Origin of the sequence: Aeromonas dhakensis (genome assembly GCF_002285935.1) — a bacterium.
Taxonomy (GTDB): Bacteria; Pseudomonadota; Gammaproteobacteria; order Enterobacterales; family Aeromonadaceae; genus Aeromonas; species Aeromonas dhakensis.
Genome location: NZ_CP023141.1, coordinates 3,187,982 through 3,209,577 on the forward strand (window position 1 = coordinate 3,187,982; position 21,596 = coordinate 3,209,577).

Sequence of the window (21,596 nt, forward strand, 5' to 3'; positions counted from 1 at the left end):
TTATTGCCGCATGGGGAATGCCGATGCCCGCTGTGATACAGGCTTCATCCTCCTCGGCGCCGCTTTAAGGCTTGCACCGTCCAGCCTCGCTCTTTAGGATCTCCCCCAGCTATCGATATGGCCCTTGATGGGCACTCTTTTAAGGAATTCGTACCTTGTCTCTCTCTATCGAGGCGCTGCGCCGCCGTCTATCTGCCTGCATGAACCTCGACGCCCGCCGTCTCTCCAGCCGTCTGCACGGGGCCAAGAAGCTGCCGGAAGCCAAGCAGGCCGCCGTACTCGAGACCATCGCTGCCGATCTGGATGTGGCCGAGGCGCGCTATCAATCCCGTCTGGCCGGTGTGCCCAGGGTCACCTATCCGGACAATCTGCCGGTCAGCCAGAAGCAGGCGGAGATCGCCAAGGCGATCAACGAACATCAGGTGGTGATCATCGCCGGGGAAACCGGCTCGGGCAAAACCACCCAGATCCCCAAGATCTGCCTGGCGCTGGGGCGCGGGGTGAAAGGCTTTATAGGCCACACCCAGCCGCGCCGTCTGGCGGCCCGTACCGTGGCGGCCCGTATTGCCGAAGAGATGGAGTCCGAGCTCGGTCACTACGTAGGCTACAAGGTGCGTTTTACCGATCAGGTGAGCGAGCAGACCCACATCAAGCTGATGACCGACGGTATCCTGCTGGCGGAGATCCAGAACGACCGGATGCTCACCCAGTACGACACCATCATCATCGATGAGGCCCACGAGCGCAGTCTCAACATCGACTTCATCCTGGGTTACTTAAAGCAGCTGCTGCCGAGGCGCCCCGATCTGAAGGTCATCATCACCTCGGCCACCATAGACCCGCAGCGTTTCTCCCGCCACTTCAACAAGGCGCCGGTGATCGAGGTGTCTGGCCGCACCTACCCGGTGGAGGTGCGCTACCGCCCGCTGTTTGTTGATAAAAAAAGCAGTGACAAGAGCGAAGGGCTGGAGGAGCGCGACGAGCTGCAGGGGATCTTCGATGCCGTCGAAGAGCTGGCCCGCGAGGGGCTCGGGGACATCCTCATCTTCATGAACGGCGAGCGGGAGATCCGCGATACCGCCGATGCCCTGCGCAAGCTCAACTTGCGCGACACCGAGGTACTGCCGCTCTACGCTCGCCTCTCCAACGCCGAGCAGAACAAGGTGTTCCAGCCCCACGCCGGGCGGCGCATCGTGCTGGCCACCAACGTGGCGGAGACCTCGCTGACGGTGCCGGGCATTCGTTACGTCATCGATCCGGGCACGGCCCGTATCAGCCGCTACTCCTGGCGTACCAAGGTGCAGCGCCTGCCCATCGAGCCAGTCTCCCAGGCCAGCGCCAACCAGCGTAAAGGGCGCTGCGGCCGGGTGGCGGACGGTATCTGTATCCGCCTCTACTCCGAGGAAGATTTCAACGGCCGTCCGGCCTTTACCGACCCCGAGATCCTGCGCACCAACCTGGCTTCCGTCATCCTGCAGATGCTGGCGCTCGGCCTTGGCAACATGGAGGCGTTCCCCTTCGTGGAGCCGCCGGAATCGCGCCATATCAAGGACGGCCTGACCCTCTTGAAAGAGCTGGAGGCGGTGCGCGAGCTGCCCGCCACCGGCGATCGCGAAGCCAAGCTGCAGCTGACCGAGACCGGTCGCCAGCTCTCGCGCATCCCCCTTGATCCCCGCCTGGCGAAGATGGTGATCAGCGCCGCGCAAACCGGCTGTTTGAGCGAGGTGATGGTGATCACCGCCGCCCTCAGCATTCAGGATCCCCGCGAGCGGCCCATGGAGAAGAAGCAGGCCGCCGACGAGCAGCACAGACGCTTTGAAGACAAGGATTCCGACTTCCTCGCCTTTGTGAACCTGTGGAACTACCTGAAAGAGCAGCAGGATGCCCTTGGCAGCAACCCGTTCCGCCGCATGTGCCAGAAGGAGTTTCTCTCCTACCTGCGGGTGCGCGAGTGGCAGGACATTCACTTCCAGCTGCGTCAGACGGTCAAAGAGCTGGGCTTTAAAGCCAACCAGGAGCCGGCGGATTTCAAGACGGTGCACTGCGCCCTGCTGACCGGCCTCTTGAGCCATATCGGCAACAAGGATCTGGAGAAGCCGGAGTTTTTGGGTGCCCGCAACGGCCGTTTCCATCTGTTCCCGGCCTCGGGCCTGTTCAAGAAGCCGCCCAAGTGGGTGATGGCCGCAGAATTGGTGGAGACCTCGCGTCTCTACGCCCGCATCAACGCCAAGATTGAACCCGAGTGGGTGGAGCCGCTGGCGGGCCACCTCATCAAGCTGCACCACAGCGACCCCCATTGGTCGAAGAAAAACGGCGCCGTCATGGCCAAGGAGAAGGTGACTCTCTATGGCCTGACCCTGGTTGCCGAGCGCACCATCAACTTCAGCCGCATCGATCCGGCCCTGTGTCGCGAGCTGTTTATCCGCCGCGCCCTGGTGGAGGGGGATTTCGAGACCCGCCACCGCTTCTTCAGTGACAACCGCAAGCTCCTGGCCGAGGTGGAGGCGCTGGAGCACAAATCCCGTCGGCGCGACATTCTGGTGGATGACGAGGACTTGTTCCGCTTCTACGATGCTCGCTTGCCGGAGGAGGTGATATCAAGCCGCCACTTCGACAAGTGGTGGAAAGAGGCGCAAAAGCAGGACGCCGAGCTGCTCAACTTCGAAAAAGAGATGCTGATGAAGGGGGACGCGGCCCACATCAGCGATCTCGACTACCCCAACTTCTGGCAGCAGGGGCGCCTCAAGCTCAAATTGACTTACCAGTTCGAACCGGGGGAGGCCGCCGATGGCGTGACCCTGCACATCCCGCTGCCGCTCCTGAATCAGGTGGAGGTGAAAGGGTTCGAGTGGTTGATCCCGGGGCTTCGTCACGAGCTCTTGGTGGCCCTCATCAAGTCGATGCCAAAGCCGATGCGCAAGAACTTCGTACCAGCCCCCAACTATGCCGATGCGCTGCTCGCCAGCATCAACCCCGAGCAGGGGCCGCTGCTGGATGAGATGGAGCGCCAGCTGCGCCGCATGACCGGCGTGACCGTGCCTCGCGAATCCTGGGACTGGGCTGCGGTACCCGATCACCTGAAACTCACCTTCCGGGTAGTGGACGACAAGCACAAGAAGGTGGCGGAAGGCAAAGACCTGGAGGCATTGAAAGAGTCCCTGCGCGGCAAGGTGCAGGAGACCTTGTCACAAGTGGCGGACGACGACATCGAGCAGTCAGGCCTCACCCTCTGGAGCTTTGGCGAGCTGCCGAAGGAGTACAGCCAAAAGCGCAGCGGGTTTGAGGTGAAGGCCTATCCGGCCCTAGTGGATCAGAAGGATTCGGTCGCCATCCAGCTGGTGGAGAGCCCGGTGGTGCAACAGCAGCTGATGTGGGCGGGCCAGCGCCGGCTGGTGCTGCTCAACGTGCCATCTCCCATCAAGTACCTGCAGGAGAAGCTGCCCAACAAGGCCAAGCTGGGGCTCTATTTCAACCCCTTTGGCAAGGTGGCGGAGCTTATCGATGACTGCATCGCCTGCGGCTGCGACAAGCTCATCGAGCAGCACGGCGGCATGGCCTGGGACGAGGCCGGTTTCGAGGCGCTCAAGGAGTATGTCCGTGCCGAGCTCAACGACGCCGTGGTGGAAGTGGCCAAGCAGGTGGAAGCCGTGCTGACCCTCTCCCATGAGATCAAGAAGCGACTCAAGGGCAAGATGCAGCTCGACACCGCCTTTGCCATGTCCGACATCCAGCAGCAGCTCGGCAACCTCATTCACAAGGGGTTCGTGACCGAGACCGGCTGGCAGCGGCTGCCGGATCTCTTGCGCTACCTGCGTGCCATCGAGCGGCGGCTGGAGAAGCTGGCCATCGATCCCAACCGGGATAGGGTCTACATGCTCAAGGTGCACAGCGTGGAGTCGGAATACAAGGCGCTGCTGGCCAAGATCCCCAAATCCCAGCTGGTGCCCACCGAGGTGGCCAACATCCGCTGGATGATCGAGGAGCTGCGGGTGTCGTTCTTTGCCCAGAATCTGGGTACCCCCTATCCGGTCTCCGATAAACGGGTGCTAAACGCCATCGCCCAGTGCTAATCTGCTGAGGAGAAAGGCCGCGGGTGCGCTACCGGCTGCCTGGACGCTAACGGAGGAGCAAGGATGCTTGGATTCTGGTTAGGGATGGCGATGGTCAACATCAGTGGCTATCAGCCCATTGCCGAGCAAACCTGGGTACAGTTGAACCCGGAGTACTACCCGCTGCATCGCACCCCGCCCGCCATGTTCGTGGCCTGGCGGGGCAATCAATTTCCCACCCTCGAGCTCAAGAAGAAGAAGGGACGCTGGCAGGTGCTGTTTCCGGCACGACTGGTGCCCCCCTTCGATCTGTTCGAGGGGGAGGCCGAGCTCTCCAAAGCTTATCTGGCAAGATTGCGGCGCATCGACGAAGCGGCCTACGGGCTGGCACCCATTACCCCGGCGGCCTATCAACCTCATCCGACACAAGGGGTAGCGACCCTGGCCGTGCCCTTCATAGCGGAATTTGCCGTGCCACCATCACCGGGCCAACCCAAGGCAAGTGAGCAAGGGGAACCCCTGCTGGCTGCCTTGTCGCAGCAGGCCAGCTGGCAGGCGCCTGCTACCCGGTTGGCGCAATTTGTGTCATCGCAGGGGGATGGTCAGGGGATGATGGTGCCTGTCAGCAGCACGCTGACGCTGGCGGCACCAGCGGCTGGCGGCAAGCGGGTCTGTCATCAGGTCGCCGCAGGGGAGACCCTCTGGCGCATCGCTGCCATGCTGGCCCAGAACGGGACCGTGACCGGGGTGGCGGGGGATACCTACAGCTATTTGCTGGCCATCGTCGACGACAACCAGGCGCTGATGGGTCAGGGCATCAAGGTGAAGGCGGGAGATACCCTCTACTGCCCGGCGCCACAGACGCTGGCCCGTTTCGATGCCCTGAGCCCGGCCCAGCGATTGCAGCGTTTTGCCAGATTGGAACAGGGACGCTGAGGTCTCTTGTCACTGCCCGGGGGCCGTGATAGTATTCGCGCTCGTTTTGCGAGGTGCCGACCGGTCGCAGTCTGCACCATAAATTCATCTAAAAGAGATACACACTATGTCTTTCGTATTCCAAGCTGAAGTCCGTTCTGACCTGGGGAAAGGTGCGAGCCGCCGCCTGCGTCACGCTGACCAAGTTCCTGCCATCGTTTACGGTGCAGGCAAAGAAGCCGTGTCCATCACCGTTGACCACAAGAAATTCATCCTGGCCCAAGAAAAGCCGGAATTCTATGAGTCCGTACTGACTCTGGTTATCAACGGCGAAGAAGTTAACGTAAAAGTGAAAGCTATCCAGCGTCACCCGGTACGTTACAAGCTGCTGCACCTGGACTTCGTTCGCGTCTAATCGACCACGAACGTTCCTGTGAAGAGGCCACCCAATCGGGTGGCCTCTTTGTTTTTACGGCATTTTTTCCCTATAAAAATAAAATACTCAACTAGTGCTGTTAGTCTTTACTTGTAGGCATGATTGACAGCAGGACACCAATTGTGGTGCTCTGACATATATAAAGTATTCGAACAAGTCCAATCACGGGGTGGTGTTGACCGTCATGAAGGGAATCATACGGGGATATTTCCTGCTGTTCTCACCCATTCTGGTGCTGGTCCTGGTGGGGGGATACCTGCTGGGGGACGCACTGGTGGAGCGCGAGCTCTATCGTGTTCGCAGTGATGAGAGCACCTTTCTGGCGCTCGCCAGCAGTCGTCTCGATGACGAGCTGGCGGTGCCGTTGCGCCATGTGCGCAGCATGTCTGAAGAGCCCATTCTGCTCGAGGCGGCGAGCCGCGGCGAGCGTGACACCATGGCTGCCCAGTTTACCATTCTGATGAACCGCAATCCTGACTATGCCCAGGTGCGCTGGTTGGCGCCGGACGGCATGGAGCGGGTGCGTATCGATCGTCAGGGTCAGCATCTGCAGCGTGTGGCCGACGACCAGCTGCAAAACAAAGGGGAGCGTTACTACTTTCGCGATGCCATGGCGCTGCCCTGGGAGCGGGTTTACGTCTCGCCGCTCGATCTCAACGTCGAACACGGGGTGATCGATCGCCCCTTCAATCCCATGATCCGCATCGCCAAGCGCATGCGTCTGGGGGGCCGCGATCTGGGCTTGCTGCTTATCAACGTGCAGGCCGCTCGCATGCTCAAGGAGTTCACCAACAGCAGTGGCAAGGCCGCCGATCACACCATGCTGCTCAACCAGGACGGTTATTGGCTGCGCAGCCCGGATCCGGCACAAGAGTGGGGGTTCATGCTCGAGCGCCCTGACCTCACCTTGAAGCAATCTTCTCCCCGGGCCTGGCAGGCATTCTGGGGCGCCTCGAGCGGCCAGGTTGAGCTGGCCGACGGGCTGTGGAGCTGGACCACCCTGTACCCGGCACTCAATCACGATCAGCTGATCTGGAAAGCCGCCTCCATGGTGCCACGCAGCGAGCTGCTGGCCATTCGCACTCATATCTGGGGGCTTATCTCGGCCAGCTGCGCCACCTTGCTGTTGCTGTTCGGTGCCGGGGTGGCCTCGCTGGTGCACAGTCGGCATCGAGAGCAGTTGGCGCAGCAGGAGGCGGCCAGGCTCGCGCGGGTCAAAGGGGATTTCATCGCCAACATGAGCCACGAGATCCGTACCCCCATGAACGCCATCATGGGGCTGACCTACCTGCTCGAGCAGGGAGGGCTCGACGATGGTCAGCGGGCCCTGGTGCGCAAGATCCACCAGGCCGGGCAGGCACTGCTCGGGATCATCAACGACATCCTCGATTTCTCCAAGATTGAGTCGGGCCGGCTAGAGCTCGAGCAGGTGCCATTCAGTCTGGAAGAGGTACTCGATCACGTGGCGGCCATCATGTCCACCTGCGTGGGCGAAAAACACCTCGAGCTGGTGGTGAGCAGTGCCCCCGAGCGGGCCACTCACCTGGTTGGGGATGCCCTGCGCCTCGAACAGGTGTTGCTCAACCTGACCGGCAACGCCATCAAGTTCACCGAGCGCGGGGAGGTGGAGGTCAAGGTCGAGCTGGAAGCCGAGCAAGACGGCACGGCTACCTTGCTGTTTCGGGTGCGCGACACCGGGATCGGCATTCCGCCCGAGCAGCAGGCCAACATCTTCAATGCCTTCTCCCAGGCCGACTCCTCCACCAGCCGCCGTTTTGGCGGAACCGGGCTTGGCCTGACCATCAGCCGCCGTTTGGTGAGCCTGATGGGGGGCGACATCGGTGTCACCAGCGAACTGGGCAAGGGGAGCGAATTCTGGTTCCGTGTCCGGCTGGCTCAGGTAGAGCGACCCGAAGTCTTCCACGAGCGGCTGCAGCACGTTTCGCTGCTTATCGCCGACGACAACCAGGTGACCCGCGATACCCTGTCGATGACGGTGGGCTCCCTCGGCTGGCAGTCACGGGTGGTGGAGTCGGGCGAGCAGGCCTTGCACCATCTGCTGCGCCAGGGGGAGCGTTTCGACGTGATCCTGCTCGACTGGATGATGCCGGGCATGGACGGGCTCGAGACCTGCGTGGCCATTCGCCGTGCCTTCGAACAGCAGGATCGCTCGCCGATCATCATCATGGCGACCGCTTATTCCCAGGAAGAGTTGATGCGCCGCCCCGGTTCGGAGCAGGTGGATCTGGTGCTGCACAAGCCGGTCACCGGCTCCAGTCTCTACAACGCGGTGGCGCGCCTCATTCACGAGAAGCGCGAACATGTGGAGCCGCTGGAAAGCGGTCAGCGCCATCAGCGCCTGCCGGACGTGCACATACTGCTGGTCGATGACAGCGACATCAACCTGGAGGTGGCAACCCGCTTGCTGCAGCGGGAGGGGGCCGTGGTGATCACCGCCATCGACGGGGAGCGGGCTTTGGCCTGCCTTGCCGACTCGGCGCAGCGCATCGATCTGGTGCTCATGGACGTGCAGATGCCGGTGATGGATGGCTACGAGGCGACCCGTCGTCTGCGCCAGCTGCCGGGACGGGAGGATATCCCCGTGCTGGCACTCACCGCCGGGGTGTTCAAGGATCAACGCGAAGCAGCGCTGGCCTCTGGCATGAACGACTTTATCGCCAAGCCGCTCGACGTGGAGCAGCTAATCGCAACCCTGCTGCGCTACCTGCCCGACAGTGTGGCGCCGCTCACGGTCAGCGACGCGCCGCCAGCCCAGGAGCCGGTGGCCGGCATCGACATCGATACCGGCCTGCGCAACTGGGGCGAGGCGTCGGTTTATCTCAAATACCTGCGGCGTTTTCGCGATGACTACATGACGGTCGGTACCGTGCTGCCGGGTTACATCGCCCAGCACGAGACGGACGCGGCCGCGAGCCTGACCCACAAGCTCAAGGGGGTGGCGGGCAGCCTGTCGCTCACCGATGTGGCGCGCATCAGTGCGGAATTGAACGAGGCCATCGAACAGGGGGGAGACACCAGTCAGCTCATCGCCCCCTTGCTCGAGGCGCTGGAGCGGGCGCAGCAGGCTATCGACATCTATGCCGGGCGTGAGCCAGGTGCTGTCAGCTCCCCGCTGGCGCAGGGGGAGGCGCAGGAGGTGTGCCTGCACGCTCTGCGTCAGGCCCTCATGAGCGAGGATCTGGAGCTGATCGAGCCTGCGCTGGGTCAGGCCAAGAGCTACTTGCCCGCTGAGCTGGTGAGCGAGATCAGTGCGGCCCTGGAGCTGTTCGACATCCAGCTTGCCACCTGCAAGCTGGAGGATTATCTGGAGAATCGGGAGGCACCTGGATCATGAATCGACCGCGTGTGCTGATCATCGACGACGAGCCGAGCAACCTCGGGCTGCTGCGACAAATCCTCAAGGAGGAGTACAGCCTCTTCTTCGCCAAGGGAGGCGAGGAGGGGCTGGCCGCCGTGGCGCGCCACGAACCTGCCCTGATCCTGCTTGACGTGCGCATGCCAGACATGGATGGCTACGAGGTGTGCCGCCGACTCAAGGCCGATCCGGCCCACGCCGGGATCCCGGTGCTGTTTATCACGGCGAGCGACAACGCAGACAGCGAGAGCCAGGGGTTCGAGGCGGGTGGGGTGGATTACATCTACAAGCCGGTCTGTCCGAGCACGGTGCGCGCCCGGGTGCGCAACCACCTCTCTCTGGTGCGCCTCGATCAGCTCGAGCACAGCTACCGTACCGCCATCGTGATGCTGAGCGAGGCGGGTCACTACAACGACACCGACACCGGGGTACATATCTGGCGCATGGCCGCCTACGCCCGCGCGCTGGCCAGTGCGGCGGGCTGGAGTCCGGAGCAGTCGGAGCTGCTGGAGCTGGCGGCCCCCATGCACGACATGGGCAAGATTGGGATCCCCGATCACATCCTCAAGAAGCCCGGTCCTCTCACCGAAGAGGAGTGGGTCATCATGCGCACCCACCCGCGCATCGGCTACGAGATCTTGAGCCGCTCAGACGCCCCCATCTTTCGGATGGCGGCGGAGATAGCCCTGCATCACCATGAGAAGTGGGATGGCTCGGGTTACCCCGCAGGGGAGACTGGCGAAGGGATCCCCGAGGCGTCGCGGATCGTGGCCATCGCCGATGTGTTTGATGCCCTGAGCGTGCGTCGCCCTTACAAGGAGCCCTGGCCGCTGGAGCAGGTGCTGGCCACGCTGCGTGACGGTGCCGGCCAGCATTTCGATCCCCGGCTGCTCGCACGTTTTCTCGAGATCATGCCGGAGATCTTGCGTCTCAAGAGCCAGTGGGACACCCGCGAGGAGCGGGAGATCACCAGATAGGTTGCGTCAGGTAGGGATTGCTTGCCTTCTCGCGACCGAACGTCGAGCTGGGGCCGTGCCCCGGAATGAAGACGATGTCGTCCCCCAGCGGCAGCAGGGTCTCGGTGATCGACTTGATCAGCGTCCCGTGATCCCCGCGCGGGAAGTCGGTCCGACCTATGCTGCCGGCAAACAGCACATCGCCCACCCAGGCAAGTTGCTCGGCCTGGCTGAGCAGCACCACATGGCCCGGGGTGTGACCCGGGCAGAAATAAACCTCCAACTCGCACTTGCCAACCTGCACCTTGTCACCCTGTTCGAGCCAGCTATCCGGTGTAAAGGCCGGAGTATGGGCAAAGCCGAACATCTGGCTCTGCTGGGGCAGCATGTCGAGCCAGAAGGCATCTTCCCTGTGGGGGCCTGTGATGGTGACGCCAGTTCTGTCGCGCAGCTCGGCGGCGGCGCCCACGTGATCCAGATGACCGTGGGTCAGCAGAATGTGGGTGAGGGTCAGCCCCCGTTTGGCGATGGCGGCCAGCAGCTTGTCCGCTTCTCCGCCCGGATCGATGAGGGCGGCCTGATGGGTCTCGTCGCACCAGATGAGGGAGCAGTTCTGGGCAAACTGGGTGACCGGGATCACCTCGAATTTCAACATATGGGGTCCTCTTGTACGGTGAAGATCAGGCGCGCTGCTGGGCAAAGAAATCGAGGCAGGCCTGCTTGTCACCCTGGAAGATGACGCGCTCGCGCTTGTTGCCAAGCTGGTAGAGATACATGGGGTCGTAGTAGCGGGTCAACAGCAGGGTGATCCAGGCCAGGTGCAGCTCGGTGTGGCCACTGCGGCCTTGCTCTTCGAGGGCCACTTGCATCAACTGATCCAGCTCGCGATGGGCCTGATCGCCGAGCCGGCGCTTGAGTCTGGCCAGGGCGTCGGTGAGGTAGGCGGCAAACAGCGGCCAGCCCTCTTCGGCGCCAAAACGCTCCTCATAACGCAGCCAGAGATCGTGTACATAGTCCTGGCGGATCTGCTCGGCGCGCTCCTCTTGCGGGACCTCGACCACCACCAGCGGGGCCTGGCTCATGGTGTCAAACAGCGAATTGGGCAGGCAGCAGCGGCCGATGAGGCGGCTTTCGTCTTCCACCACGAAACGCTGCTCCCCCTGCTGCCTACGTTTGAGCAGCTCGATGGCCATGTTGTTTTCAAAGTTGATGTTGCTGGGCTGGCCGCCGGGCAGCTGGCCAAAGGACGACCCCCTGTGGTGGGCGTGCCCCTCCAGATCCAGCGCCTGGGCCACCTTGGCCAGCATGTGGGTCTTGCCGGAGCCGGTCATGCCGGTCAGCACGCTCCAGTGGCACTCGGCTGCCGCCCCGTCGAGCGTGTCGATGAGGAAGCGACGCAGATCCTTGTAGCCACCGGCCACCCGCGGGCGGGTGACTCCCGCCTCATGCAGCCACTGCTGTACCGTTTGCGAGCGCAGACCGCCGCGAAAGCAGTAGAGCACGGCATCCGGCTGCCGGCGCAACTGGGCCAGCCAGCCCTCGAGGCGTTCGGCCCGCACCGCGCCACCGACCAGTTGATGACCCAGCGCGATGGCGGCCGCCTGACCCTGCTGCTTGAAGCAGGTACCGACCTGGGCCCGCTCATCATCCGTCATCAACGGCAGATTGGTCGAGCAGGGGAAGGCCCCCTCCTTGAACTCGATGGGGGCGCGCAGGTCGATGAGCGGAACGTCATCCAGAAAAATCCGGGCGTAATCCGTGGCCAGTGGCAGAGCACTCATTGGACAACCTCGATGAACTGGTTGCCGGTTTGGGCCTGCAGTTGGCCGATGGGGGAAAGGGTCAGCCCTGCCTGTGCGGCAATGGCGTGGAGCTCGGCTTCGCTTTCTTTACCGACGGCTACCAGCAGGCCGCCGCTGGTCTGCGGATCGCACAGGATGTTGCGGGTGCGATCGTCCATGGCGTCCAGCTTGGCGCCATAGGAGTCGAAGTTGCGCAGGGTACCGCCCGGTACGCAGCCCTCGCTCAGGTAGTAATCCACCTCGTCCAGCAGCGGCAGCGCCTTGAAGTCCAGACGGGCACTGACGCCAGAGCCTTCACACATCTCCAGCAGATGGCCGGCCAGACCAAAGCCGGTCACGTCGGTCATGGCGTGTACGCCGGGCAGTTCGGCAAAGCGCTGGCCAATCTTGTTGAGGGTGCACATGGCGTTGGGGGCCAGTTGCTCGTGCTCGGGTTTGAGCTTGCCCTTCTTCTGGGCGGTGGTGAGGATGCCGATGCCAAGGGGCTTGGTCAGATAGAGGGTGTCACCCACCTTGGCAGTGTCGTTCTGCTTGATGGCGTTGAGCGGCACGATACCGGTCACCGCGAGGCCGAAGATGGGCTCGGGGGCATCGATGCTGTGGCCGCCGGCCAGAGAAATTCCTGCTTCGTGGCACACCTGGCGGCCGCCGTCGATCACCTGTTGGGCCACTTCGGCCGGCAGGGTGTTGATGGGCCAGCCGAGGATGGCGATGGCGACGATGGGTTTGCCGCCCATGGCGTAGATGTCGCTGATGGCGTTGGTGGCGGCGATGCGGCCGAAGGTGAAGGGATCATCGACGATGGGCATGAAGAAGTCGGTGGTGGAGACGATGCCCTGACCGTTGCCGATATCGACTACGGCCGCGTCATCCTTGCTGCTGTTGCCGACCACCAGGGTCGGGTCGTCAAAGCCCGGGATCTGGCTCTTGAGAATGGTGTCGAGCACCTTGGGAGAGATTTTGCAGCCGCAGCCAGCGCCGTGGCTGTATTGGGTCAGACGAATGGAAGACATACTTTCCCCTTGTGTGTGCAAACGTGCGTGTACAAATGTGTACAAACAAAATAAGTGCAGCGGCTCTGCGGAGCCGTCAAATGGGTGCGCATGCGCGCGAAACTTGGGTGGCCCAGGCTGGCTGTGTGCGCAGCGATACAAGGCTTGCCGTGCAAGACAGCCTGGCAGGACGGGGGAGGAGGGGCGACATCGCGCCGGCGCAGCCCCGCCAAGGGCCACAGGACGGGTCATTATGCCACAAATGGCCGCTCTGGTTCGAACTGGAATTCACACAAAGCGCAGGGAATTGGCGGGTTTAGAGAAGGAGAGCCGCCCTTGCCATGACGCTGGCAAGGCTCTCCCCAAGGTAGCCCCGAAGGTGAGCCGTGCTGCTTTCGGGGCCATCTTGGTGAGGGACTTAGCCGGCTTGCTCCATCACTGGCTGGCGAGCCTTGCCGAGCCGGCGCAGGCGCCGTTGCAGCGGCCGCTCCAGCAGGGTGTAGCTCAGCGCCGAGAGACCGATCAGCACCGCCAGCATCAACAGGGTAGCCAGCACCCCCAGCAGGGGGTTGGTCTGGGCATACCACCACGCAGTGAACCCCGGCGCCAGATAGTGGACAAGCTCGCAGCCGGTGAGCAGCACCAGGGCGTGCAGCAGGTAGATGGAGTAGGAGAGATCCCCCAGCCAGTTGGTGACGCGGTTATCCAGCAGGCGCAGCAGCGGGCTCTGGCGATCGCCCTGGCAGGCGGCAATCCAGATCAGCAACACGTAGGCACTGATCAGCAGCAGGGTCAGCTGCGGCGTCATGGTGAACTGCATCAGCGCGAAGGGGAGCAGAAAGGCGATCAGCAGCGGCAGATCTTGCTGCATCATGGGCCACTGGCGGGCAGCCTTGACCTTCGGCAGCAGCCAGAGGCCGAGCACGAATTCACTCACCCCGCGCCCGATGGCCAGTGCCCCGCTGGTGACATCCAGGGTGCCCCGGCTGTGCACGATAAAGGCCAGCACCGTCAGGGCCAGCAAGGGGGCGAGGTTGCTCCAGCGGCTGCGGGTGACGGCGAGCGGGATGAGCAGCGGAAACAGCAGATAGCTAATCCACTCCACGCTCAGCGACCAGGCGGCGAAGTTCCAGGTCAATCCGTGATCGGTCACCACCTGCAGCAGCAACAGGCTGCTTGGCAGCGCCTCGGCCGGGGTAAAGGGTGAGCCGAAAGGAGGCATTCCTTCCCACTCCCACATCTTGAACAGGGGGCCGGCGTAGAAGGCAATCCCATGGCGGGCCTTGTAGAGCTCCCAGCCCACCAGCAGCAGCAGGGTCACCAGGTAGAGGGGATAAACCCGGGTCAGTCGCAGCCAGAGGAAGCGGCCATAACCGATGGTGCGGGGCGTGCGGGCGAAGGCCTCCCCGTAGACGTGGGCCAGCACCAGCCCGCTCAAAATAAAGAAGAGATCGACCCAGAGGTAGCCGTTCTCGATGAGTTGGGTGTGGCCGGCGATCGACTCCATCCACTGGGGAAAGAGCAGCAAGCGGGCGTGAAACAGCACCACCATCAGGGCAGCGATGCCCCGCAGCGGCGTCAACAGCGGCAATGATTGATTCATGACGGGATCCTTGATGATGTTCAGCTTGGCCTGACATCGATTTTTGTTGTGGTGCCGCTCATCAATGAGTCGGCTGCCCCGGCTTGGCGGCCACAGGCGGGATCACCCTACCTAAAAGAGAGCCATACGGGTGTGATTTTCGTCATGAATGCGCATTTATCATCCAAAAACCAGCAAGGTATGAGCGCGGCATCGGAAGTGGAGAAGGGATCTAGACTAGGTGAATCATCCATCCGCGTGCCAGGAGCATCCCGATGAAACTCTATGCCCATCCTTTCTCATCCTACAGCCAGAAGGTGCTGATCGCCCTCTACGAGAATGTCACCCCGTTCGAGTACCGGAATCTGGAAGAGCCGACGGCCAACGCCGAGCTTGCCACCCTCTGGCCGCTCAAGCGCTTCCCGGTGCTGCTCGATGACGGTCGCTGTATCCTCGAGAGCAGCACCATAGTGGCCCATCTGCAGGCGCACCACCCAGGCCCCGTCTGCCTGATCCCGCCTGGCGATGCGGGCCTGGAGGTGCATATGCTGGATCGCGTGTTCGACAACTATGTGATGACGCCGATGCAAAAAGTGGTGTTGGATATGCTGCGCCCGGCCGCTGATCGTGACCGCTATGGCGTAGTGGAGGCCCGCGAGCTGCTCGATCAGATCTACCTCTGGCTCGATCAGCGGCTGGAAGGGCGCCACTGGATTGCCGGCGCTGGCTTCACGCTGGCCGATTGCGCCGCCGCCCCCTCGCTCTTCTACGCCGACTGGGCCCACGAGATCCCCGCTGGATATGGCCGCCTGCGTGCCTATCGCGCCCGTCTGCTCAATCATCCTTCCATCGTGCGGGTAGTGGAGGAGGCCAGGCCATTTCGACACTACTTCCCGCTGGGCGCGCCGGCGCGTGATTAAATGGGATGATGTGTGCCGGGCGGGGTATTGCCGCTCCAGGCAATGTGCTAGGTGGGTAAGGGCATGGTGGGATCAACCGCAGGGAAAAACAGTGATATTCATTTAGGTGAGTGAGTATGCGTTTATGGTCGATGTTTTCCCTAGTGATTTTTAATGTTGGTGCGTAAAATTTCATGTTTTTGCATAAAACAAATGCCGGGCATGTCTCTGTTGGCGGGCTATGGATGCTACGACTGGGGCGAACTAGGTTAGCGATGCGGCAGCCCCGGAGTGAGGATGGCTGTAGTCAGTTGAAGAGGAGAGACAGGGGTACCCATCGCTGCTGGCGGCAACGTCGAGGGGAGGTTATCTCTTCGGCGGCGCATATAAAAAGCCCGCTACAATAGCGGGCTTTTTGATGGCTTGCCGAACCACTGCCCCGATCTGGAACCGGGGACAAGGGGGGCAGCGCTGGTCTGCTCGGCTTAGCGGGCGCGCACCACCAGTCCCTTGAGGTAGAAGCCTTCCGGATAGGCGGTACCTATGGGGTGATCGGAGGCCTGGGACAAGAGCTCCAGGATCTGGGCGTCGCGGCCGGCATCGAGCGCTGCGTCGGCGACGATCTTCTGGAACAGGCTCTGCTCCATCAGGCCGGAGCAGGAGTAGGTCAGCAGCACGCCACCCGGCGCCAGCAGCTGGAACGCCAGCATGTTGATGTCCTTGTAGCCGCGGCAGGCACCCAGCAGCTGGGCCTTGCTCTCGGCAAACTTGGGCGGATCCAGCACGATGACGTCAAACTTCTCGCCCTTCTCGCGGTATTCACGCAGCAGCTTGAACACGTCGTGACGGACAAACTGGGTGTTGCTGGTATCCAGCCCGTTCAGCTCGGCGTTCTGGCGGGCGATCTCCAGCGCATTCTGGGAGAGATCCACGTTGACCACCTCCTTGGCGCCGCCCTTGAGGGCATAAACGCCAAAACCACCGGTGTAGCAGAAGCAGTTGAGTACCCGCTTGCCTTCGGTGTACTTGGCGGCGGCCTGGCGGTTGTCACGCTGATCCAGATAGAAGCCGGTCTTGTGGCCGTTGCGAATGTCCACCAGGATCTTGACGCCGCCGTTTTCCTCGATCACCACCGGCTCGTTCGGGGTCTCACCATGGATGACGCCGGTGCGCTCTTTCAGACCTTCCTTCTTGCGCACCGCCACATCGGAGCGCTCATAGATGCTGCACTCGGGGTAGAGGGTGCGCAGCGCCTGGGTGATCAGCTCACGCTGGAACTCGGCGCCGGCGGAGAGGATCTGGCACACCAAAAAATCGGCGTAGCGGTCGATGGTCAAGCCCGGCAGGCCGTCGGACTCGGCAGCGCACAGGCGATAGCCGGTGAGGCCCTGACGCTTGATGAGCCCGTCACGGGACTCCTGGGCGTATTTCAGGCGACGGATGAAGAAGTCGAGATCGACGGTCTCATCCTTGTCGAAGGTCCAGACCCGGGCGCGGATCTGGGAGCTGCCGGACCAGGCGCCACGGGCGAGCCATTTGCCGTCATGGGTGAAGATCTCGACGGTATCGCCGTCAATGGGGTTGCCCTGAACCCGCTCGATCCCCTTGGAGAAGATCCAGGGGTGGCGACGCAGCAGGGATTTTTCGCGGCCTTTGACGAGATAGATGGAAGCGCTCATGGGAGTTGCCAGATGGTCAAAAGAAAAGGGGCCACATTCTATGTGGCCCGCTGGCAAAACTCAAACAACCTTGGCAGATAGCGCCAGGCTCTGGGAGTTTGTTGTTAAAAAAAATCAGATCTTTAGCCCTTTCAATGCCTGGGTCAGCTCGGTGGCGGTGGCCTTGAGGCCGGCGGTGCCGGCCACCGAGGCGCTGGCGGACGCTTCCACCTGGCCCGCTTCGTGGCGCACCTGATCCAGATTGCGGGTGATCTCCTCGGCCACCGAGCTCTGCTGTTCGCTCGAGGTGGCGATCTGGGTGCTCATCTCCAGCACCGCATCGCTGTGGTTGCTGAGCTTGTCGATGTCGAGCCCCACCTCGCTGATGAGCTGCTGGCTGCTGGCCGCCCGCTCCACCGTCTTCTCCATGATGTCGTTCAGCGCCCCGGTGCCGGCCTGCAGCTCTTCAATCATCTGCTGGATCTCCACCGTGGCCTGCTGGGTGCGGCTGGCCAGGGTGCGAACCTCATCGGCCACCACCGCGAAGCCGCGACCCTGCTCGCCGGCGCGGGCCGCCTCGATGGCAGCGTTGAGGGCCAGCAGGTTGGTCTGCTGGGAGATGGCGTTGATGACGTTGACCACTTCGTTGATGCGATTGGCATTGTGGGTCAGCCGCTCCACCGCGCCGGAGGCGTTGCCAATCTCGTCGGCCAGGGTGCGAATGGCGGTGATGGTGCGCGATACCCGGGAGGCGCCGTTGGCCGCCTCTTCGCTAGATTGGCGGGTCTGCTGCAGGGTGTCGTTGGCATTGCGGGCAACCTCGCGAATGGCGGCGGACATCTGCTCCATGGCGGCGGCCAGGGAGTCCATGTGCTGGCGCTGGGAGCGGGCCATGGTTTCGCCTTCGCTGGCATGATCGCGAAACTCGTCGGCGGCCATGGTCAGCGCCTCGGCGGACTCTTCCACCAGCTGTACTATCTTGTGCTGGCGGTCGGTGAAGCGGTCGATGCTGCCGGCCAGGATGGAGAACTCGTCGCGCACCGGGAAGAAGTTGAGGCGGAAGGTGAGATCGCCATCCGCCACTGTCTGCAGCGCCTTGTTGGTGGAGTAGAGCGCCCCCGACACGAAGGTCATCAGGTAGTGGGTCACCAGGGCCAGCAGGGCGGCCAGCACGGCTATGATGGTGAGGGTGGTTCCTTGGCCATCCCACAGGGAGTAGCGGGAGGCATCCAGGGTCCCGGTGACGACCCCGGCCTGACCGGCGCTGGCGCCGTATCGATAGATGTCGCCTTGCTGGGTCAACCCTGTGCTGCCGGTCGGGCTCAGCGTGAGCTCGGCGGGCAGGGTCAGGTCGGCGTGCTGGCTGGCCAGCTGGGCGCTCAGTTCGACCCGCTGCTTGAGCTGATCCAGGCGCAGTTGCATCTCCTGCTGATGGCCGTCTGCCAGCAGGTACCAGCTGATAAAGGCGATGAACAGCAGCGGGCACCAGAAGGTGATGAGAAATTTTTCGCTGATCGTGAGGTGAATGAGATAACGGTCAACCCACCGAAACTTTACTTCTTTCATAATGGTATTGCGTCCTGCAAGGGGATGAGAGTGTCGCGCTCATTATCGCCTTGGAGGGAAATTTCTTAAGGGGAAGGTGTGAGAAATGGGAGAGCAATCGTTTGTCGTGCGAGTGTGGGGCCTGGTGCAGGGGGTGGGGTTTCGTTACTTCACCCGGGAGCGGGCGCTGCAACTGGGGCTGCGAGGCCATGCCTACAACCTGGAAGATGGCTCGGTGGAGATCCTCATCTGCGGGCCGGAGCAGAGCGTGCAAATGATGCTGGGCTGGCTGGAGCGCGGCCCGCGTACCGCCGAGGTGACCCGGATGGAATATGAGGTGGCACCACCGCCCAAGGGGAGCGGCTTTCATACCAATTGAGCGCCTTGCCACGCCAATGATGCCGAACAGCCATAAAGAACGGGAGCCTTGCGGGCTCCCGTTTGCATTGACGCTCTTTTGTCCGCAGGTCAGCCTGCCTGGGCAGCGTCGGCGATGGCCTGGGTCTTGGCGAGCACCGCCTGCAGGGCGGGGCGCTTGGCCAGACGATCCCGATAGGCCGCGAGTTTGGGCGGAATGGTCTGCTCGAAGCGGGTGGCCCACATCAGGGTATGGGCCAGCAGCAGATCCGCGATGGTTACCTGCTCACCCAGCAGGTAACCCTGCTCGGGCACCCAGGATTCGGCGATGGCCGCCGCCTTGTCAAACTCCCATTTGGCGGTGGGGAAGATGGCCGGCAGGCGCTGGGCCTCGGGCAGGGCGAAGCGGTGTTTGCCGATGGTCCACAGTGGTTGCTCCAGTTCACAGGTGATGAAGCTGACCCACTGGGCGTGCAGCGCCGAGGCCTGGGTCCCTCTGGCCGGCAGCCAGTTCGGGCCATACACCTCGGCCAGGTACTGCATGATGGCGGCGGACTCGGTCAACACGAACTCCCCGTCCTTGAGCACCGGCATCTTGCCGCTCGGGTTGAGGGTCAAAAACCAATCACTGCGATTCTCGCCCTTGGCGAAGTCGAGAAACTGGAACTGCCATGCCACGTCCAGCTCTTCCAGTAACCAGGATACGCGCAGGGCTCGGCTGACGGGGGTGCCATATAAGGTGATCATGCTTGCTCCTTGCCTGATGAATGGGGCCATGGGCCCGAAGTGAATCGCCAGTCTAGGCAAATTGATCGGGAGCAACAAGCACCCAAGGGGGGAGGCAAGGCACAAAACGGCGCAATCAGCGGGAGAGGGGGAGGAGGAAAGAGAGAAAATAAAAGGGAGGCCCCAGGCCTCCCTTGTTACTAACGGCTGTGGCAGCGCTTATTTGACGCGCATGCCAGGCTGGGCACCTTCTTGCGGCTCCAGGATCCAGAGATCCTTGCCACCCGGGCCTGCGGCCAGCACCATGCCTTCAGACATGCCAAAGCGCATCTTGCGCGGGGCCAGGTTGGCCACCATCACGGTCAGCTTGCCTTCCAGATCTTCGGGGTTGTAGGCGGACTTGATGCCGGCAAACACCTGACGGGTCTCGCCGCCGATGTCCAGTTGCAGCTTGAGCAGCTTGTCCGCTTCCGGCACCGCTTCGGCCTTCGTGATCAGCGCCACGCGCAGGTCAATCTTGGCAAAATCGTCGTAGGCGATGGTTTCGCTGATGGGGTCATCAACCAGCGGACCGGTGGCTTTCGGTGCCTGCTCTTTGGCCAGATCCTCTTTGGAAGCCTCGATCATGGCTTCAATCTTGGCCGGCTCGATGCGGGAGAAGAGCGCCTTGAACGGGGCGACAGTGTGGTCGACCAGCGGGGCGGCGATACCATCCCAGCTGAGGGTCTCGGCCAGGAAGGCCTCGGCGCGCTCGGCCAGCAGCGGCATGACGGGCTTGAGGTAGGCCATCAGCACACGGAACAGGTTGATGCCGACGGAGCAGACTGCTTGCAGCTCGGCATCCGCCCCTTCCTGCTTGGCGATGACCCAGGGGGCCTTGTCGTCCACGTAGCGGTTGGCCTTGTCGGCCAGTGCCATGATCTCGCGGATGGCGCGGCTGAACTCGCGGCTCTCGTAGGCCTCGGCGATCACTGTGCGGGCATTGGCAAACTCGGCGTAGAGCTCAGGCTCGGCGCAGGTGGCGGCCAGCTTGCCGTCGAAGCGCTTGGCGATGAAGCCGGCGTTGCGAGAAGCGAGGTTGACCAGCTTGTTGACCACATCGGCGTTGACGCGCTGCACGAAGTCTTCGAGGTTCAAGTCCAGATCGTCGATGCGGCTGTTGAGCTTGGCGGCATAGTAGTAACGCAGGCACTCCGGATCCAGGTGGTTCAGATAGGTGGAGGCCTTGATGAAGGTGCCCTTGGACTTGGACATCTTGGCGCCGTTGACGGTCACGTAGCCGTGCACATTGACCTTGGTCGGCTTGCGGAAGCCCGCGCCTTCCAGCATGGATGGCCAGAACAGGCAGTGGAAGTAGGCGATGTCCTTGCCGATGAAGTGGTAGAGCTCGGCCTCGGAGTCCGCTTTCCAGTAGCTGTCGAAATCGATGTCACCGCGCTTGTTGCACAGGTTCTTGAAGGAGGCCATGTAACCGATGGGGGCATCCAGCCAGACGTAGAAGTACTTGCCCGGGGCGCCGGGAATTTCGAATCCGAAATAGGGGGCGTCACGGGTGATGTCCCACTGCTGCAGGCCGCTTTCAAACCACTCCTGCATCTTGTTGGCCATCTCTTCCTGAATGGCACCGGAGCCGCGCACCCAGTCGGCCAGCCAGGTTTCAAACTGCGGCAGGTCGAAGAAGAAGTGCTCGGAGTCCTTCATCACCGGAGTGGCGCCGGAGACGGCAGATTTCGGATCGATGAGCTCAGTCGGGCTGTAGGTGGCGCCGCAGCTGTCGCAGTTGTCGCCATACTGCTCCGGGGACTTGCACTTGGGGCAGGTCCCCTTGACGAAACGATCCGGCAGGAACATGGATTTTTCCGGATCGAACAGCTGGGAGATGGTGCGGCTCTTGATCTTGCCGCCGGCCTGCAGACGGCCGTAGATAAGCCCGGCCAGCTCGCGGTTCTCGTCGCTGTGGGTGGAGTGATAGTTGTCAAAACTGATGTTGAACCCGGCGAAGTCGGCCTGGTGCTCCTGGGAGACGGCCGCGATCATCTCTTCCGGGGTGATCCCCAGCTGTTGGGCCTTGAGCATGATCGGGGTGCCATGGGCATCGTCGGCACAGACAAAGTGCACCTGGTGACCGCGCATTCGCTGATAACGAACCCAGATATCGGCCTGGATGTGTTCCAGCATGTGGCCAAGATGGATGGAGCCATTGGCATAGGGAAGGGCGCAGGTTACCAGCATTGTACGAGGATCAGTTGCCATATAGTCGTTCTTGATGTGCTTGTTGGGATGATAGAGTGCCGTGCATGTTA

General features: G+C 62.3%; 15 protein-coding genes. 7 read left to right on the plus strand and 8 right to left on the minus strand.

The window, feature by feature from the left end:
* The first annotated feature begins 155 nt into the window (after nt 1–155).
* The 5 genes from hrpA (at nt 156) to CK627_RS14885 (ending at nt 9,753) form a co-directional block, all read left to right on the plus strand.
* Nucleotides 156–4,070: an ATP-dependent RNA helicase HrpA gene (gene hrpA, locus CK627_RS14865; protein ID WP_095592743.1), complete on the plus strand. Its 3,915-nt coding sequence runs from the start codon at nt 156–158 to the stop codon at nt 4,068–4,070.
* 63 nt (nt 4,071–4,133) lie between these two features.
* On the plus strand, nt 4,134–4,985 hold the full coding sequence (locus CK627_RS14870) for a hypothetical protein (RefSeq protein ID WP_095592744.1): 852 nt from the start codon (nt 4,134–4,136) through the stop codon (nt 4,983–4,985).
* A 106-nt stretch (nt 4,986–5,091) separates the two neighbouring features.
* On the plus strand, nt 5,092–5,379 hold the full coding sequence (rplY, locus tag CK627_RS14875; RefSeq protein ID WP_005301003.1) for a 50S ribosomal protein L25: 288 nt from the start codon (nt 5,092–5,094) through the stop codon (nt 5,377–5,379).
* Between the two features lie 205 nt (nt 5,380–5,584).
* Nucleotides 5,585–8,755 (plus strand): hybrid sensor histidine kinase/response regulator, encoded by a 3,171-nt coding sequence (locus tag CK627_RS14880; RefSeq protein WP_167385363.1) that lies wholly within the window; start codon nt 5,585–5,587, stop codon nt 8,753–8,755.
* Nucleotides 8,752–9,753, plus strand: a complete 1,002-nt coding sequence (locus tag CK627_RS14885; RefSeq protein WP_010633956.1) for a response regulator — start codon at nt 8,752–8,754, stop codon at nt 9,751–9,753. The genes CK627_RS14880 and CK627_RS14885 overlap by 4 nt, the downstream gene beginning before the upstream one ends.
* Here CK627_RS14885 and CK627_RS14890 read toward each other — a convergent pair.
* The 4 genes from CK627_RS14890 to CK627_RS14905 form a co-directional block, all read right to left on the minus strand.
* Nucleotides 9,743–10,387, minus strand: coding sequence for an MBL fold metallo-hydrolase (locus CK627_RS14890; protein ID WP_005300995.1), 645 nt, complete (start codon nt 10,385–10,387; stop codon nt 9,743–9,745). The two genes, CK627_RS14885 and CK627_RS14890, sit on opposite strands and share 11 nt — an antisense overlap.
* Nucleotides 10,388–10,412: 25 nt before the next feature.
* The gene (gene mnmH, locus CK627_RS14895) at nt 10,413–11,513 is read right to left on the minus strand and encodes a tRNA 2-selenouridine(34) synthase MnmH (RefSeq protein ID WP_017784306.1); all 1,101 of its coding nucleotides are present in this window, start codon (nt 11,511–11,513) and stop codon (nt 10,413–10,415) included.
* Nucleotides 11,510–12,547, minus strand: a complete 1,038-nt coding sequence (selD, locus tag CK627_RS14900; RefSeq protein ID WP_005300989.1) for a selenide, water dikinase SelD — start codon at nt 12,545–12,547, stop codon at nt 11,510–11,512. Before selD ends, mnmH begins: the two co-directional genes overlap by 4 nt.
* A 397-nt stretch (nt 12,548–12,944) precedes the next feature.
* Nucleotides 12,945–14,129, minus strand: coding sequence for an acyltransferase family protein (locus tag CK627_RS14905; RefSeq protein ID WP_095592745.1), 1,185 nt, complete (start codon nt 14,127–14,129; stop codon nt 12,945–12,947).
* Between the two features lie 254 nt (nt 14,130–14,383).
* Here CK627_RS14905 and CK627_RS14910 point away from each other — a divergent pair, with 254 nt between their 5' ends.
* On the plus strand, nt 14,384–15,028 hold the full coding sequence (locus tag CK627_RS14910) for a glutathione S-transferase family protein (protein ID WP_095592746.1): 645 nt from the start codon (nt 14,384–14,386) through the stop codon (nt 15,026–15,028).
* 464 nt (nt 15,029–15,492) lie between these two features.
* On the opposite strand, the gene CK627_RS14915 is transcribed toward CK627_RS14910, so the two are convergent.
* Both CK627_RS14915 and CK627_RS14920 read right to left on the minus strand, forming a co-directional pair.
* A complete protein-coding gene (locus CK627_RS14915; RefSeq protein ID WP_095592747.1) occupies nt 15,493–16,686 on the minus strand; it encodes a class I SAM-dependent methyltransferase in 1,194 nt (397 codons plus the stop codon).
* A 114-nt stretch (nt 16,687–16,800) separates the two neighbouring features.
* Nucleotides 16,801–18,231 (minus strand): methyl-accepting chemotaxis protein, encoded by a 1,431-nt coding sequence (locus CK627_RS14920; RefSeq protein ID WP_065017134.1) that lies wholly within the window; start codon nt 18,229–18,231, stop codon nt 16,801–16,803.
* 85 nt (nt 18,232–18,316) lie between these two features.
* Here CK627_RS14920 and CK627_RS14925 point away from each other — a divergent pair, with 85 nt between their 5' ends.
* Entirely contained in the window at nt 18,317–18,589 is a 273-nt protein-coding gene (locus CK627_RS14925) for an acylphosphatase (protein WP_005300975.1), read from the plus strand.
* A gap of 89 nt (nt 18,590–18,678) precedes the next feature.
* Here CK627_RS14925 and CK627_RS14930 read toward each other — a convergent pair whose 3' ends face one another.
* A complete protein-coding gene (locus CK627_RS14930) occupies nt 18,679–19,314 on the minus strand; it encodes a glutathione S-transferase family protein (RefSeq protein ID WP_010633965.1) in 636 nt (211 codons plus the stop codon).
* A 198-nt stretch (nt 19,315–19,512) separates the two neighbouring features.
* On the minus strand, nt 19,513–21,546 hold the full coding sequence (gene metG / locus CK627_RS14935; protein ID WP_095592748.1) for a methionine--tRNA ligase: 2,034 nt from the start codon (nt 21,544–21,546) through the stop codon (nt 19,513–19,515).
* Nucleotides 21,547–21,596 lie beyond the last annotated feature (50 nt).